The following is a 14,357-nucleotide window of genomic DNA, read 5'->3' as shown; positions in this document are numbered from 1 at the left end:
AACCGCCTTAACCAATACTTTGCTATCTTGCTTCAAACCAAAAAAAAACAACTTTACCTTCATCCAGTTGGCTACCACCATAGGAAGTATCTGGAGGTGTCTCACCTGTGTAAATCCAGTAACGCGTCTTGTCCGTATTCACTGCTTCTTCTGAATTTTTGCCATCGTTGTTTAAATCGTATGTATCGACAACAAATTGATAGTTGCTGGCATAGAAATCATTACTGTTATATCCCGCTAACTCGATAATCGGCCCATCACGGTCAAGTAAAATTGGAGACAATGGCACAATATCTGATTCAAAACCGTTGACATCAGAAGCCATTACCTCAAGTGAAATTTGGTTGGAATTAGATGTATCTATTTTTTTTACATCAAACCCAGATAGAGCAATATCTAAACTTTTATCGGTTTCTGGACCAGATTTAATGGACACTATCTTGATAGGTTCTTCGTTACCTTGTTGCAGCACCTGAATATTATCTACCCCGCTGTCATCCTTCAAAGATGCAAGATGAATAGTAAACTTCTCTCCGACAACATAGCTCTCTCCTGTACTGTCGTCTGTTACTTCAGGTGTCGATAGGGACAGCTCTGGACCCTTGTTGTCGATTTTGAACTTGAAGTTGGCCGTGTCTCGGTTGGGTGGATAAGCACTATCTTCTGCGGTGAGAACAAACTGGTTTTCATCACCGTATTTATAGTCATCTTGATAAAGTTGGATAGTTAAATTAGGGAAGTCACCTTTTAAGCAAGTCCTATCAATACCTTCTCCACATGCCGGCAATGTCTCTGTCGTATTACCTGCTCTTTTTAATTTAACTTCTAAGCTTCCTGGGTCACTCAGTTCTCCCCAATCAATAATACTGTTCGGTGACCACTCTGCATTGCCACCTAGCCAAGTGGCGGTTCCTGGAAGATTAAACACTGGCACCTGTGAATCAATATTGACACTAAAGCGAGGCGCACCGCTAGTGGTAGTTTTTACGCTGTTACCAAGAAAGTCTTCCGCCTCAGCATAAACTGTCCATTCGCCATCACCACTAATATCTTCGTCTGCGGGATAAATACCATCACAATCATCTTTGCAGAGAATGACTGAGAATTGGTAGCTGTCATTGGTTGTAAAATCATCTGGGTTAAAAGAAAAACGCTGATTGTTGTTATTGTTATTTACAAAGATCAGCCTCCTTTTGCTGACGTCATCCCCCACATCATCCAACACATTGAAGGTCAAGACACTTTCTACATTGCCATTTAAATAATTAGACCCCGGTAACGTAACCCCATTTGGCGGAATAAATTCAACAGCTGGGTAATCGTTATCGACATAGTAGACAAGTTTTTCATTTTGGAGAGCGTTACCTTTTTGATCTCTCGCATTCACATCAATGACAAACTCTGCAATACCCGCAACGCTTGGGTCAGTCGTGTTTAAGCTAAACTGGTAATTTTTCTCATATGTAGTGTTCACGCTTTCTTCTGATATGACAACGTTAGATGCCAGCGCATTTTCAGGAGAATGCTTGGTTTAGTAACTCGGCAAAAACGTGGGGCCATTGACACCGTCAATAATGCCAGATGGATCGGTAAGAGAAAAACGAGAAGTGAAAGAGCCTTTCACCCACATCGTTGAGTATCCTTTCTGATAATAGGTTCCAGAAATGATTTCTCGCTTTAGCTCTGGCGGCTGGGTATCAATGCTTTGACCTTCTTCAACAAATAGCGCTTTCCCATCATATTCAGGGTTTGCTTGAGCAATTTTATCCGCATAGAAGAGCGCGACTGGCTCTGATATTTTGTACGATCCTTTTAGCAATTGATAATAATAGCCAGCCAGATCCTGTCGATAAGTATCTTCACTGATTTGGTAATCGATAATGCCAAATTGTTCACCCACCTTTCCACCGTTACCATTTGGTGTTCCATCCGTTGATAAATCCACATAGAACGCTTTGGCGAAGTCGAGCGAGTTATTGTTTTCATAAGTTTCTGCAGAAGCTAAATCTGACAACGCTTCAGCAAACAAGCGATGTTGATAGACTTTTGAATCAAGCTTTATCGAATTGTCACGACGCAGCATCTCATTGGTTGCATACTCAGTTTCAACTGGGTTAAAGCCAAAAAATGAGCCGCTTACGAAAACATCTCCAGTTTCTCCTGCTAATGTTTTGTTTACTTCATCGAGAATCTGCTTCGCAACACTTGGACTTTTATTTGACGTTTGATTCCAATAATAATCAAATAGCCCAGTCTGATAACTGGAAAGCTCAGTGATATAAATGGACTGCGAACCTGTTAGTTCAAAATATGCCCCAAAGTTTACTGAGCCAGAGCTTAGGTCTACGTTGGTTTTTGAGTCTTCACTGTCTTTCCACTGATAGTAGTAGGCATTGCTGTTAGCGGAAGTTGATAACCGAATCCTCATAAAGTTATAACTTGTATCTTTAACAAGTAAAGGGCAAGAAGCCACATCACGTGCTTTCTGATCAGGCTCTTCTTGTTGGACAGTGCTGCAGCTGGCTAAACTCGTGAACTTGTTGTTCTCGGTTAACCCTTCCAGCTGAGCCGAAACGCCTATAAAAGGGCTAACAACGGTAATAGTCGGTAAATCAAAAGTGGTACGAAAATAGATTTCTTTTGTCTCGCTTTCATTACCTGACTCATCGATAGTTTTGAAAGTGAGTTTCTGGGCAGCATCTTTCGTAACATTTGCAAAACTGCTACCAAGTATATCCCTAGTTAGAGGGACATAGTAAACCACCCGATCGACTTTCTCTTCAGATATGATGGTCTCATGAGGAATGGTATTACCCACTTTAAAATCGCCACTACTAATACTATTGAGCGGGGGCTTACTTAAATAACCACTACCCGAATCGATAGAATAGGTTACCTGCAAGTTGACTCGATCAGCGGATGACCCCGATAAACTTTCACCATCGGGATCACTAACCACCACTTTGATGTAAGGGATTTCGTTTTCTTGAAGAATAGAAGGGGAAAAGTTTTCGAAATCTAGAGAGTCACTATAGATATTACGTATGTTTTCTTTGGCGAAAGTATAATTTATCTTCAAATAACCAGCGTTATTTTCAACTGCATCTTGTGGGTATGTATTGTCGTCAAATATACCTGCAGAAGTAATCCCATCATCATCTACAAAATGCACAGGTGATGGTGAATAGGAAAACTCTTGAATCGGGTTAGTGTTGTCTATAGTAACTGTATGTTCTTCAGACTTTTTATTACCATAAGCATCTTCAGCAGTAACGTAGAAATAGGACACTTCGTTCGAGAATTCTGCTTTATCTCTTGTTTTTCCTTCAAATTCACATTGATAAACGGAGTTGACGATACGTAAATTTTTACACTCAGTTTTCCGCGCCGCTTCACTTCCAAACTTAATCGACACGACATCAATACCCGGAGAATTGTCTTTTACAATTCCGGTCAAAGTGTAGTTCGGCTCGTTGCTAGAGATAGTTAACTTAGAGGTAAACTCAATCACAGGGGCATCATTGTCCCAGAAAAACTCTATACCTTTGTTAGGGTTCGGCTCAAGTTTATTGCCAATAACATCTACGCTTGAGAATACTAGCCAAGCCCGTAAAATGCCTTCATCGTGTTCGCTTAACTTTACTGTATTTACATATACGCTAGCAGAAGTATCTCGCGTGCCTTTTTGAAAACTATCTAGGTTAAGTTGGCAGTACCCCTCTCCCATACTGTTGACTGGACATTCCACTAACTCACTTTTCTGACCGCCAGTTTTTCCATATACAAGATACGCCGCAATTGACTGCACGCCGACGTCATCTTTAATTTTCAATTCAATTTCATCCGCTTCACCAGCTAGAATATCTGTGTCTATTCGAGTAATTTCAGGAGGGTCAGAATTGATTGGCTTCTCTTCTCTTGGTGGTACCGCTCCACCACCTTCATGTCCGGGAGTGCCTTGCTGGTTAATCTTAGTACTAAGTTCTTCATAATCACCAGGGGGAGTGCCAGAGACATTTAGGTTAGGATCATTAGCAACAATCAATATATGTTTTGACATTGTGTTCGTATACAGCTCACTATCAACCTTCGTTGTACCAAAAAACAGTTGATCTGGTATCCCTTTCGAACTGATTTCATATCCGTCTAGTTGCCCCGTAGCAGCAATATCACGATATTGAATGTCTGCTAGATTTATTGATGTATACACTTTCTCACTATCTGGACTGTCAGTCTTCAGATCATCAGCAACTGAAGAATACGCCGTAAGTAAAGCCCCATACTTGTGACCATCCGTTGCCTGACCACTTTGCCCACCGCTGGTAATATCAATAGGTGTCGTGGCATTCACATCAAAACCATACATGTCATCTACAGTCGCTAATGCCTGAGTCACCGCAGACGCCGCACTGGCTCCTTCTTTGGCTATTTTATATTCCGCTAAGCCTGTTGCGATGTTGGTTAGCGGTGTCACCATTAAACTTTGGCTGACTCCCTCGGAATAGTTGACAACGCTATCCAACTGGATGGTTTTTCCATTGTTATCGGTGACGATTTGTTGCGATACCGGATCTTTGTATGCGCCACCCTGCGCGCTAACAAACAGTGGCATAGAGGCAGATTCAATGTCAGCAGAATAGTTACCAAAAGCATCCGTTGTGGTTGTTGCCAATAGCCGCCCTAATTTCCCATCTTGGAATTCCCAAATATAAACGGTTGAGCCTGAAATTGGCGCGTCATAAACGTTACCACTAATGGTTCCAATTGAGCGAGATTGAGGAGAAGAGTCTCCTTCCCCTCCTCCGCAAGAAGAAAGAACAATGGCAAGAAAAATATAACCAATCCATGAGGCAGCACTTCGCAAGATATCCATATATACTGACGCTATGTAATTTTTGAACCGATTATATTTTTCAGCTTTAAATTATCAACGTGTTGAAATTTATGTAATTATGGATAGATTCACTAGTGCTTTAGGCGAAGTGAATATTGTAGTTTGAGTGAATATTATCAATTTTGTTTTCTAGAAACTAAATTATAGCTTTATTGCAGAAATGAATTTATACAATTTAAATTAAAACACCTGCTCTAAAATGTATTTGTGTTAACTCCGATAAACTTCACTTACCTCTCATCTTTCGGTGAATCCATCACCACCATAGTGGATATAGATTTCACCCATTTGCATTCACCTAATACATCGGAGTGAAAACGTTTATACGCGGATAAATTTTCCGTCTCCACTCGGAGAAGGTATTCGTTCGCACCAGTAATGTTGTGGCACTCCACCACCTCTTTTTCAAAACGCACATGCTCTTCAAAATCAAGTTGCGCTTTTTTAGTGTGGCTATTTAAGCCAATGGAAACATACGCGGCAAAACCGATTCCAAGTTGACCTTTGTCCAACACCGCTCGATAACCTTTAATCACCTTTTTCTTTTCTAGATCTTGGACTCGGCGTAAAGTTGCCGAGGGCGACAAACCCACCGCGTTAGAAAGCTCTACATTGGAGATTCTTCCGTCAGATTTAAGTTCATGCAATATTCTTTCGTCAAACTTATCCATATATTAATTTTATTGCTCAATTTACCACTTTAACTGCAATAAAAGCACAAAATTGCTCTAAGTTCCAATTACCATGGAAATACAACATGAACAAACACAGGAATACGATTATGGATTTAGGTCAATTAGGCGCTATCGCGCTGTTTGCATTCGTCACCACTTTCTCACCCGGGCCAAACAACATCATGTTAATGACCTCAGGAGCGAATGTCGGTTTTATCCGGACGATTCCTCACATGCTTGGTGTCGTTTTTGGGTTTGCTTTCATGGTCATTTTGGTCGGTACAGGTTTGACAGGTATTTTCCATGCCTACCCCGTCATACACCAAATATTAAAAGTTATTAGCCTAGTCTACTTATTGTATCTCGCCTACAAAATAGCAACCAGCAAACCTAGCCAGAATAAGGGCGATTACAAACCCCTTAGTTTTTTAGGCGCGGCAAGCTTTCAGTGGGTAAACCCAAAAGGTTGGGCAATGGCTCTCACCGCTGTTAGCGTTTATAACTACAGTGCTTCTGTGTTTGGTTTAATGATTATCGCTTGTGTTTTCTGCGTAGTGAATTTGCCAAATGTAGGTTTTTGGACGGTGGCAGGGAAGAATTTACAACGATGGTTAAATAGCCCCGCTCGGGTGAGAAACTTTAACTGGGTAATGGCAGGACTGCTCGTCGCGTCAACCCTACCAATGATGTGACCTAAAAAATTCTAGAGCCTGTTTTTATTATCTACCTTGTCATTTTTTTACTTCCTTGTATAAAAATCAACTATATACTTAATGCCATAAGTAGCAATGTCAGCTTAAATAAACAAGGAAACAAAAAATGGCACTCGATCTGAAACCCGGTCAAACATCCATCAAATCTAAAGCTGCTGTCGCTTGGGCAGCAGGAGAACCTCTTAAAATGGAAGAGGTCGACGTTCAACTACCGAAAAAAGGTGAAGTATTAATCCGCATAGTCGCATCTGGTGTATGTCACACCGATGCTTTCACGCTATCTGGCGAAGATCCTGAAGGCATCTTTCCCTCGATTTTAGGCCATGAAGGTGGTGGCATCGTTGAAATGGTTGGCGAAGGAGTGACCAGCGTGGAAGTCGGCGATCACGTGATCCCTCTATATACAGCAGAATGTGGCGAGTGTAAGTTTTGTAAATCAGGCAAAACAAATTTATGTCAAGCAGTAAGAGAGACTCAGGGCAAGGGTTTGATGCCCGATGGCACCTCTCGCTTCTCCATCAATGGTGAAACCATTTATCACTATATGGGCTGCTCGACTTTTTCTGAATACACCGTCTTGCCAGAAATCTCTTTAGCAAAAGTGAGTAAAGAGGCACCTTTGGAAGAAGTTTGTCTACTTGGCTGTGGAGTCACAACTGGCATGGGTGCGGTACTCAATACTGCCAAGGTAGAAAAAGGCGATACTGTTGCTATTTTTGGTTTAGGGGGTATTGGCTTGTCTGCAATTATCGGTGCAAGAATGGCCGGGGCAAGCCGAATTATTGGTATTGATATTAACGACAGCAAATTCGACTTGGCAAAACAGCTGGGGGCAACTGACGTCATCAACCCAAAAACAATCGATCAACCTATTCAAGAATACATTGTCGCTTTAACCGATGGAGGCGTAGATTATTCGTTTGAGTGCATCGGCAATGTCAACGTAATGAGACAAGCTCTGGAATGCTGCCACAAAGGCTGGGGAGAATCCGTTATCATTGGTGTTGCTGGTGCGGGTCAAGAAATTTCCACTCGCCCATTCCAACTCGTGACGGGTCGAGTTTGGCGTGGCACAGCGTTTGGGGGGGTTAAAGGCCGCAGTGAACTTCCAGGTATCGTTGAGCAATACCTTGCAGGTGAGTTTGGCCTACAAGAATTCATCACGCACACCATGAGTCTAGCGGAAGTGAACACTGCCTTTGACTTGATGCACGAAGGTAAAAGCATTCGTTCTGTTGTGCATATGGACAAGTAACATAACTTGGGTAGCCAATACGCTACCCACTTTAACGGTAAGGAAGTTCTATGACCGTCAATGAAGTAAATCGAAACAAAGTGTTTGGCGGCTGGCATATCCAGTACACTCACGAATCCAGTGTTCTAAACTGCGAAATGCGTTTTGCGATATTCATACCGCACAACGCGACTCAAACGAATCCTGTCCCTGCCATTTATTGGCTTTCGGGACTTACCTGTAGTGATGAAAATTTTATGCAAAAAGCAGGGGCCTTTCGCAAAGCTTCTGAGCTTGGCATCGCAATCATTGCTCCGGATACCAGCCCCAGAGGAGAGTCAGTTGCAGATTCCGAGGACTACGATTTAGGCCAAGGAGCAGGCTTTTATCTTAACGCCACTCAAGAACCTTGGGCGACACATTTTCGAATGTACGACTATATCGTCAAAGAGCTGCCAGATTTGGTCGAGACAAACTTTGCAATATCAGATATCAAATCAATCGCCGGGCACAGTATGGGAGGGCACGGAGCGATAACTGTTGGGTTGAAAAACCCTGACAACTACCGTTCCATTTCAGCTTTCAGCCCTATTTGTCACCCAATAAAGGTACCTTGGGGACAAAAAGCGTTTAACGCCTACTTAGGAGGTGATCAAAGTGCATGGTTTGAATACGATTCTGTGGAGTTGCTAAAGCAATCTCGCTCTTCACTGCCCATTTTAGTTGACCAAGGTGATTTAGATGCTTTCTTAACTGAGCAGCTAAAACCTGATGCTCTAATTGAAGCTGCCCACCAACATCATTCACCGGTAGAAGTTCGCATTCAATATGGTTACGACCACAGCTATTATTTTATTTCTAGTTACATCGACGAACATATACAGTTCCATGCCAAATATCTATTTGCTTAAGTCGTAACCGAAAAGCCAGCAATGCTGAAGAAGTAATGCTGGCTCAATAACGAAATCGCTAGAAAAAATGACTATAATCGAGTTTCACCTTTGGAAAATCAACGCGCCATAGCTCTCTGATTTGCGTTCTAAAACTGTGAGGTACTGGTATATAACCCAACTTAAGCGCCTCTTTATTACCAGACGTTAGTACCCAAGAGCAGAATCGCAATATCGAAGAAATCGAACGCTGATTTTTAGCGTGTTCAGGAACCAACATAAAAGTGGTTGCAACAATTGGCCAGCTCTCCGTTCCGGGTAAGTTCACCACTTTTGTTAACATACCTTGTGTATTTTCTGAGATATTTACCAACGCCGCGTAAGCGCTTAACATAGTCGGTGATACCGCCATACCATCGTGATTAATCAATTCAGCTTTTTCCAAATGCTGATTTTGTGCATAACGATCGGATACATAACCGATTGAATACGGTACATGTTTGACACTCATAGCAAGCATTGAGCTTAGGCGCTCACCAATAGAGTTTGCTGGCAGGTCAACGAGCTTTAGAGTGCCATCATGTATGCTTGTCCACTTGTCCGAAACTTCACTCAGGTAGTGAGAAAAGGCATAAGTAGTACCTGACCCAGTATTACGATACATCAATACAATTTTTTTATGTGGTAAGTTGATTTCTGGATTCAGTTTCTTAATTGCAGCATCATCCCACCAAACAATTTTCCCCAAATACATGTTCGCTATAACTGGACCACTCAAAATAAGTGCTTTACTCTCGCCCGGTAGGTTATAAACAATATCGACCATGGAAACCATCATAGGGAACTGAACCCAATGATGCTCGCCGAGAATCGTTTGACTGTATGGCATGTCCGTAAGCGCAAAATTACTATTGCCTTTTTCTAAGTTGTCGACGCCAACTCCAGAACCAGTCGCGATGTAAGAGACTTGGTTCCCTGTTTGCGTATGATAGCTTTTAGTCCACACCAACATTGCAGGCTCTGCGATTGAAGAACCTGATCCCGAGACCTTTACTGTCGACGCAAAAACAGAGTTAGATATAGATAGTGCAAAAATAATAAAAAGTATTTTTACTATTTTATTTGATAATAGTTTTTTCATAGCCAATATTAAATTAGGTTTTATTTATAATTAATATATTCCGTATCGTTAACACCAAAACAAATCCATTTAAATTAGTTGTTAGCGATTCTAATTACTTTTAACCACCAGTCAATGCTAATACAAAAACAAATAACGGAGCCCTAACCACATCAACAACAGTCATATAAGTGAAATTATTTAAAGTGACTAATAATAAAAAGCTGGCGCCAAATTACAATGGTACCAGCTACTGAAAATTAAGAGTTATTTATTGGATAACTATTTCAATTTCTACTGTATGATATTTCCGAATGATGGTTAGGAGGATCAATAATATGAGCCTTTTCTAGTTGTACAGTAACAAACTGCCTCAAATGTACGGATTCTCCTGCTAGGCTAAGTGACACACCCACGACTAAAATACACGCGGCTAACCATATACCGAACATCAACATGGGTAGTCTCTTGCCTTGCCACGCTTCTCGTTGATTAGAATTACTTTGGTTGATATAAGACATTCTCTATACCCTTACATGGAAACAATCTTTAATGGCACTTTAAACTTGTCTTGAGTTTTTAAAGCAACAATAGGTAAATTGCCTTGAAAACGATATTGGATCTTCATCCAAGTTACGTGACTTTGTTCCAGTATCTGTTTACTTGTTGGAAAATCCTCAGGCACGAATGTTACCGCTCCATTTCTAAATTGAGTTAAAAAGTTTTGGAATCCGTTTTGCCCTGGATAAGTCTTACTCAATTCAAATCCGTTGAAGCGAATGGTCAGTTTGGTTTGGCCGCAACTTGCTGGCTTCCAATCAAACAGCTTCGTTTGCGCATAGTTATAGTTCATCAATTGCTGTTGTTTGTCAGAACAAGACAGCACCAGTTCTGATTCATACGGATGATTGGTTGCATCAGGATTAACTCCCATAGGCATAGCTTCCACTATCACCTTGTAGTCATCTTTCAAGTCTTGCTTCAAGTATTCGCTTTGGTCAATAAAGGTGAAGAACCCTCGTGAAAACGGCAAACTTGTCCCCATGAAAGACGCAGGAGCCCACCCTTGCGCACCCATTTTTATGAACCCTTTGCCAGGACCATGAATAAATGTGTTTAGCAGTCCATTTGGAGAAAATAACTTTCTTCTTTTGTCTTGCGCAGACATATACTGCAAAGGACCATACACTTGAGCTTCCCAATCTGATTGCAACTGATTAGCTGCTAGAAGTACGCCAGTGCGTAACATAAATTGGAAACTATCCGAGTATATTGTGCCACCATTGGCGTAAGCTCCGTTGGACTGCAATAGCTGTTCCAATCGGTTCGCAGCATTCGAGGCTTTCAGCTCAGGGGAGCCCGCACTTGGATTGACAAACAAAGCACTGATACTTTGGAACGCTGTTGCTTCGTTACTAATGTGGTCCAGTATTTGACTTAGTGCGTCTTGGTAGTTTGCATACAAGCTCGCGCCTTTTTCCAATTTCTGTTTAAACGCTGGATCATCACTGGCCAACCTAGCGGTATTGTTCCCAAGCATTTGACTGCCCTTGCCAAGCAAGCTGGTATTTTGCTTGCTGTTCCAATACTTATTCTCAATAGCTTGAGATAAATATAAACTTTGCCACGTACTAGAATTCACTAAGTTCCCAAGTCCTCTCAGCTCCGATAAAGTGGCCTGTTGAACTTGACTGAACGGGTTGCTTTGATACGGTATTTGGTTCGCGATTTGTACTCTATCGCTAATGTTTAAGCCTTGGGCTGTTGCTGGAAATTGTTGGTAAAACTGCACCCAATGAGCGACAAACTGACGAATGTATTCATGTTTATAGCGATTTATTTGAGAGCTAACCGGCGCATTTCCACTATCTTGTAGTTGAGCTAAGAACTCATCGACAAACTTTTTCCCTTCACTTGTATATGACCCTGGAACAGAAATGTCAGTGCCATTTGCTAACCCTGCTTGCCAGAAACTAGAAGCACTCACTGATTGAACTTGACTAGAGTTTTCTATCCATGAGTTTAACCAACGAGAAAGTGGATGACGCATCAAGGCTATTTGCAAGTGGTGCTGGGTCTGCTTGAGCAAATTCTCCAGCTGATCAGAATTATCATTCCAGCGAACAAAGTCGATAAACATTTGCTGAGAATCAATCTGACTAACAAATCCAAGAGGATCAAAATGATAGTTGCTGATTTGAGCATGCCCTTGCAGCGGTAAGGTCGCTTGAGAATTCATACCCAGCTTAGCTTGAATCTGGCTGATTCTCCATGCTAAATAATCTATGCCATTCCCTACTTGCTCAGTCGCACTTTGATTTGTACTGGTAATTTCTTGGTACAAAGAAGGGTTTATATTGTCAAGTAAATAGCGACTATAAGAAGCGACATACTCTTGTTTAGCTAAATTTAGCCCTTTGTTAATCCACAAGTCCAAGCCCAATTTAGACAACAGTTGATGACTGCGTCGCGCCTTATGAATAGCAATTTGAAGAGCTTGTAGAGTGGATCTTTGTTGTTCGATTTGGTCAAACGTTAAACCACTTTTGGGAGAATCCGTAAGATTCTTCACATTCTGCATTTGTTTGGTTAGTGAAGCATAGCTTTCATGAGTTTGTACGTAATCTAAACTCATACCACCGACAGCAAAAAACATCAGCAATAGCAAAACAGTAATTGATAAATTACCCGTCCATTTCCTCCACTGCATAAATGGATTACTGAATTGATAAACATGCCTATCATTTGGCAGCCAACGAGAAAATAGTTCGTTTAAGAACAACCCTTTCAGGTGGTGTTTAGTTTCACCTGAATCACCAGTAATATTTGCATGATGCGCTTGTACAACGACTGGCTGGTTGTTGGAAAAAATTGCCGTTGGCGTCATGTCATAGCCTACATTACCTCTGGAATTACTCTCTTCATTTGTCGCTAATGAAGGAATGACCGTAGGCAACGGAGACGCTTTAGAAAGAGCCGAGCTTAAGCTTAACCCCCTAAAATATATTGGCTCATGATACGGTGTGACACCGAAAGCACTCTCTGCAAACTCAGTCAACGCTTGGTGTAAGTTTTCTATTTCACGTGCAAGCAATAAAGTGTGTGCTGGAAGAGGAGTTAAACCTTGCAACTGCTCAAGCTGATGAGTGAGCAGTTGATCGCTAATATGGGCTAGAGCTCTTGAAATAACCTGCTCTGGTGGTATATCCCGCTCTGAGTTAATACAACCAAATAACTCCTCTCGTTTCGAACCCTCTAACTCATTGGCATACTCTTCAAAACCATAGATTTGATCGCATTTAGTCAACATTAAATAAACTGGGATCTGTGCTCCCATAACTTTCATTAATGTATCGAGTTTCAAGCGAAATTGACGCCCTTTTTTCTGTAATTGGCTGGTATCCAACGACAACAGATCCGAAACGCTTAAGCTGACCAAGAGACCGTTAATTGGCTCTCGTCTACGAGCTTTAGCGAGAAGAGTGAGCAAGTGTTTCCATTCGGTTTCATGACCGTTATCGTCGTCACCGAAATATTTACCTGCTGTGTCAAGAAATATACCCTGTTCAAAAAACCACCAATCACAATGAGCTGTTGTGTGCCCTGATGGCTCTCTTAATGGGGCAAGAACACTGCTAAGACCACAGTTTTCAAGAATTGTAGACTTGCCAGAGCCTTCCTCACCGACTACGAGATACCAAGGAAGAACATACAATGGATGTCCCTGACGCTTAAGCCGAGATGACTTTAATTGCTCTAGCGCTTTAGCCCAACGCTGTTCTAGTTCATTACATCGCTGACGCAAAGCCCATTGGCTGGTTTCAATTGCTTCTTTGTCATGCTTTACTACATGCTCAACAAACTTTCTCTCGCGATACCTAAGAATATAACGCCTTAACAAATAGATAGCGCAAACAATAGCAGCAATACCGGATAAAATAACCGCGCCAGCCCACCAAGGCCACTGCTCTAAATCAACCCAAAAAAATACCGCGGCACTAACCCCAGCGATAAGAACTAATAGCAAAATAAGCTTCAAGCTGCTCCAAAGCCATTTACGTTTAGAACCTGACATATTTAATTTTACCTTTAGCCAATCCAACCCATTAACTGGGCGTTAAGTAACGTTTGATAGAGAAAGTACACACCTGTAGTGAGGCCAAATGCCACAACAATTAAACCGAGGCGAAATGGATCAATTAGCCTCCATGCTGGGCTTCTCTTCATCATTTTTTGTATCGCGGTAGGCTTCAATATTTCACTATTGGTTGGTAATAGTGGCTTGTCAGCTAACAGTTTTTCACTCAGCTTCAAACGAATTTTTTGTAGTTCACTGTTATGAAAGTGCGCATATTTTCCACAGAACCCCATTCCCAAACAGAATGCGTAAATAGATAAAAGCTGTATTTGATGCTCGCTTTTTGCACTGCTACTGTGATGCTGGAGGCGATCAAAAAATTCTTCTCCACCTATATGTGTCTGAAAGAAGTGCCATTGCCAAGGATGCCAGTGCCCTTGTGTCCCGAGTGGTGAGCTCAAAATCGCTTCATCTACCCACACAAATACGGCAAACCTGGCTTCGTCAATAACTTGCTTGGCTAAACCTAGCTGTAAAGCCGCAGACTCCGCATCCAGTCGAAGCGTCTCAATAGTATGCTTCCAACTCGGTTCAACAGAGGGCTCTTGTGTCGTGTTTGAAAATGGTTGAGGAGCATGCGTACTATTTAACGTAATACTTGCTGAATGATCGTCATTGAGTGTTGATGGGTCAGCTTCAATAAGCTGCCTAACAGCCGCCATTAAAGGCTGGAAACATTCTAATAAGGTCATAA

10 protein-coding genes are annotated in these 14,357 nt (G+C 41.7%); 3 read left to right on the top strand and 7 right to left on the bottom strand.

Translation table 11 applies throughout. The annotated features are described in order from the left end of the window. Window positions 1-22: 22 nt before the first annotated feature. The 3 genes from ACM2FC_RS02480 to ACM2FC_RS02470 all read right to left on the bottom strand — a co-directional run bounded on the left by ACM2FC_RS02480 (window position 23) and on the right by ACM2FC_RS02470 (window position 5,565). Window positions 23-1,474, bottom strand: a complete 1,452-nt coding sequence (locus ACM2FC_RS02480) for a hypothetical protein (RefSeq protein ID WP_498479243.1) — start codon at window positions 1,472-1,474, stop codon at window positions 23-25. A 57-nt stretch (window positions 1,475-1,531) separates the two neighbouring features. After that, the gene (locus tag ACM2FC_RS02475; RefSeq protein WP_498479242.1) at window positions 1,532-4,873 is read right to left on the bottom strand and encodes a hypothetical protein; all 3,342 of its coding nucleotides are present in this window, start codon (window positions 4,871-4,873) and stop codon (window positions 1,532-1,534) included. Between the two features lie 251 nt (window positions 4,874-5,124). After that, window positions 5,125-5,565 carry an Lrp/AsnC family transcriptional regulator gene (locus tag ACM2FC_RS02470; RefSeq protein ID WP_498479241.1) on the bottom strand — a complete coding sequence of 147 codons (441 nt, stop codon included), beginning with the start codon at window positions 5,563-5,565 and terminating at the stop codon, window positions 5,125-5,127. A 110-nt stretch (window positions 5,566-5,675) separates the two neighbouring features. Between ACM2FC_RS02470 and ACM2FC_RS02465 the strand changes: the two genes are divergently transcribed. The 3 genes from ACM2FC_RS02465 to fghA all read left to right on the top strand — a co-directional run bounded on the left by ACM2FC_RS02465 (window position 5,676) and on the right by fghA (window position 8,426). Beyond that, window positions 5,676-6,260 (top strand): LysE family translocator, encoded by a 585-nt coding sequence (locus tag ACM2FC_RS02465; RefSeq protein ID WP_498479506.1) that lies wholly within the window; start codon window positions 5,676-5,678, stop codon window positions 6,258-6,260. A gap of 127 nt (window positions 6,261-6,387) precedes the next feature. After that, the gene (locus tag ACM2FC_RS02460; protein ID WP_498479240.1) at window positions 6,388-7,536 is read left to right on the top strand and encodes an S-(hydroxymethyl)glutathione dehydrogenase/class III alcohol dehydrogenase; all 1,149 of its coding nucleotides are present in this window, start codon (window positions 6,388-6,390) and stop codon (window positions 7,534-7,536) included. 50 nt (window positions 7,537-7,586) lie between these two features. Then, window positions 7,587-8,426, top strand: a complete 840-nt coding sequence (fghA, locus tag ACM2FC_RS02455) for an S-formylglutathione hydrolase (protein ID WP_498479239.1) — start codon at window positions 7,587-7,589, stop codon at window positions 8,424-8,426. 58 nt (window positions 8,427-8,484) lie between these two features. Here fghA and pstS read toward each other — a convergent pair whose 3' ends face one another. The 4 genes from pstS to ACM2FC_RS02435 all read right to left on the bottom strand — a co-directional run bounded on the left by pstS (window position 8,485) and on the right by ACM2FC_RS02435 (window position 14,355). Next, window positions 8,485-9,546 (bottom strand): phosphate ABC transporter substrate-binding protein PstS, encoded by a 1,062-nt coding sequence (gene pstS, locus ACM2FC_RS02450; protein ID WP_498479238.1) that lies wholly within the window; start codon window positions 9,544-9,546, stop codon window positions 8,485-8,487. 266 nt (window positions 9,547-9,812) lie between these two features. Further along, window positions 9,813-10,046: a hypothetical protein gene (locus ACM2FC_RS02445; RefSeq protein ID WP_498479237.1), complete on the bottom strand. Its 234-nt coding sequence runs from the start codon at window positions 10,044-10,046 to the stop codon at window positions 9,813-9,815. 11 nt (window positions 10,047-10,057) lie between these two features. Then, complete coding sequence (locus tag ACM2FC_RS02440) at window positions 10,058-13,600, bottom strand: type VI secretion protein IcmF/TssM N-terminal domain-containing protein (RefSeq protein ID WP_498479236.1); 3,543 nt, start codon at window positions 13,598-13,600, stop codon at window positions 10,058-10,060. Between the two features lie 14 nt (window positions 13,601-13,614). Further along, window positions 13,615-14,355, bottom strand: a complete 741-nt coding sequence (locus ACM2FC_RS02435; protein WP_498479235.1) for a DotU family type IV/VI secretion system protein — start codon at window positions 14,353-14,355, stop codon at window positions 13,615-13,617. Window positions 14,356-14,357 lie beyond the last annotated feature (2 nt).

Source organism: Vibrio sp. A37 (assembly GCF_059777565.1).
This window is presented reverse-complemented; position numbering and strand designations above follow the sequence as displayed.

What these genes read in the sequence shown, in the direction of transcription:
- ACM2FC_RS02435 (WP_498479235.1), bottom strand. Translation starts at nt 14,355, where the DNA reads ATGACCTTATTAGAATGTTTCCAGCCTTTAATGGCGGCTGTTAGGCAG.
- fghA (WP_498479239.1), top strand. Translation starts at nt 7,587, where the DNA reads ATGACCGTCAATGAAGTAAATCGAAACAAAGTGTTTGGCGGCTGGCAT.
- pstS (WP_498479238.1), bottom strand. Translation starts at nt 9,546, where the DNA reads ATGAAAAAACTATTATCAAATAAAATAGTAAAAATACTTTTTATTATT.
- ACM2FC_RS02460 (WP_498479240.1), top strand. Translation starts at nt 6,388, where the DNA reads ATGGCACTCGATCTGAAACCCGGTCAAACATCCATCAAATCTAAAGCT.
- ACM2FC_RS02445 (WP_498479237.1), bottom strand. Translation starts at nt 10,046, where the DNA reads ATGTCTTATATCAACCAAAGTAATTCTAATCAACGAGAAGCGTGGCAA.
- ACM2FC_RS02440 (WP_498479236.1), bottom strand. Translation starts at nt 13,600, where the DNA reads ATGTCAGGTTCTAAACGTAAATGGCTTTGGAGCAGCTTGAAGCTTATT.
- ACM2FC_RS02475 (WP_498479242.1), bottom strand. Translation starts at nt 4,873, where the DNA reads ATGGATATCTTGCGAAGTGCTGCCTCATGGATTGGTTATATTTTTCTT.
- ACM2FC_RS02470 (WP_498479241.1), bottom strand. Translation starts at nt 5,565, where the DNA reads ATGGATAAGTTTGACGAAAGAATATTGCATGAACTTAAATCTGACGGA.
- ACM2FC_RS02465 (WP_498479506.1), top strand. Translation starts at nt 5,676, where the DNA reads ATGGATTTAGGTCAATTAGGCGCTATCGCGCTGTTTGCATTCGTCACC.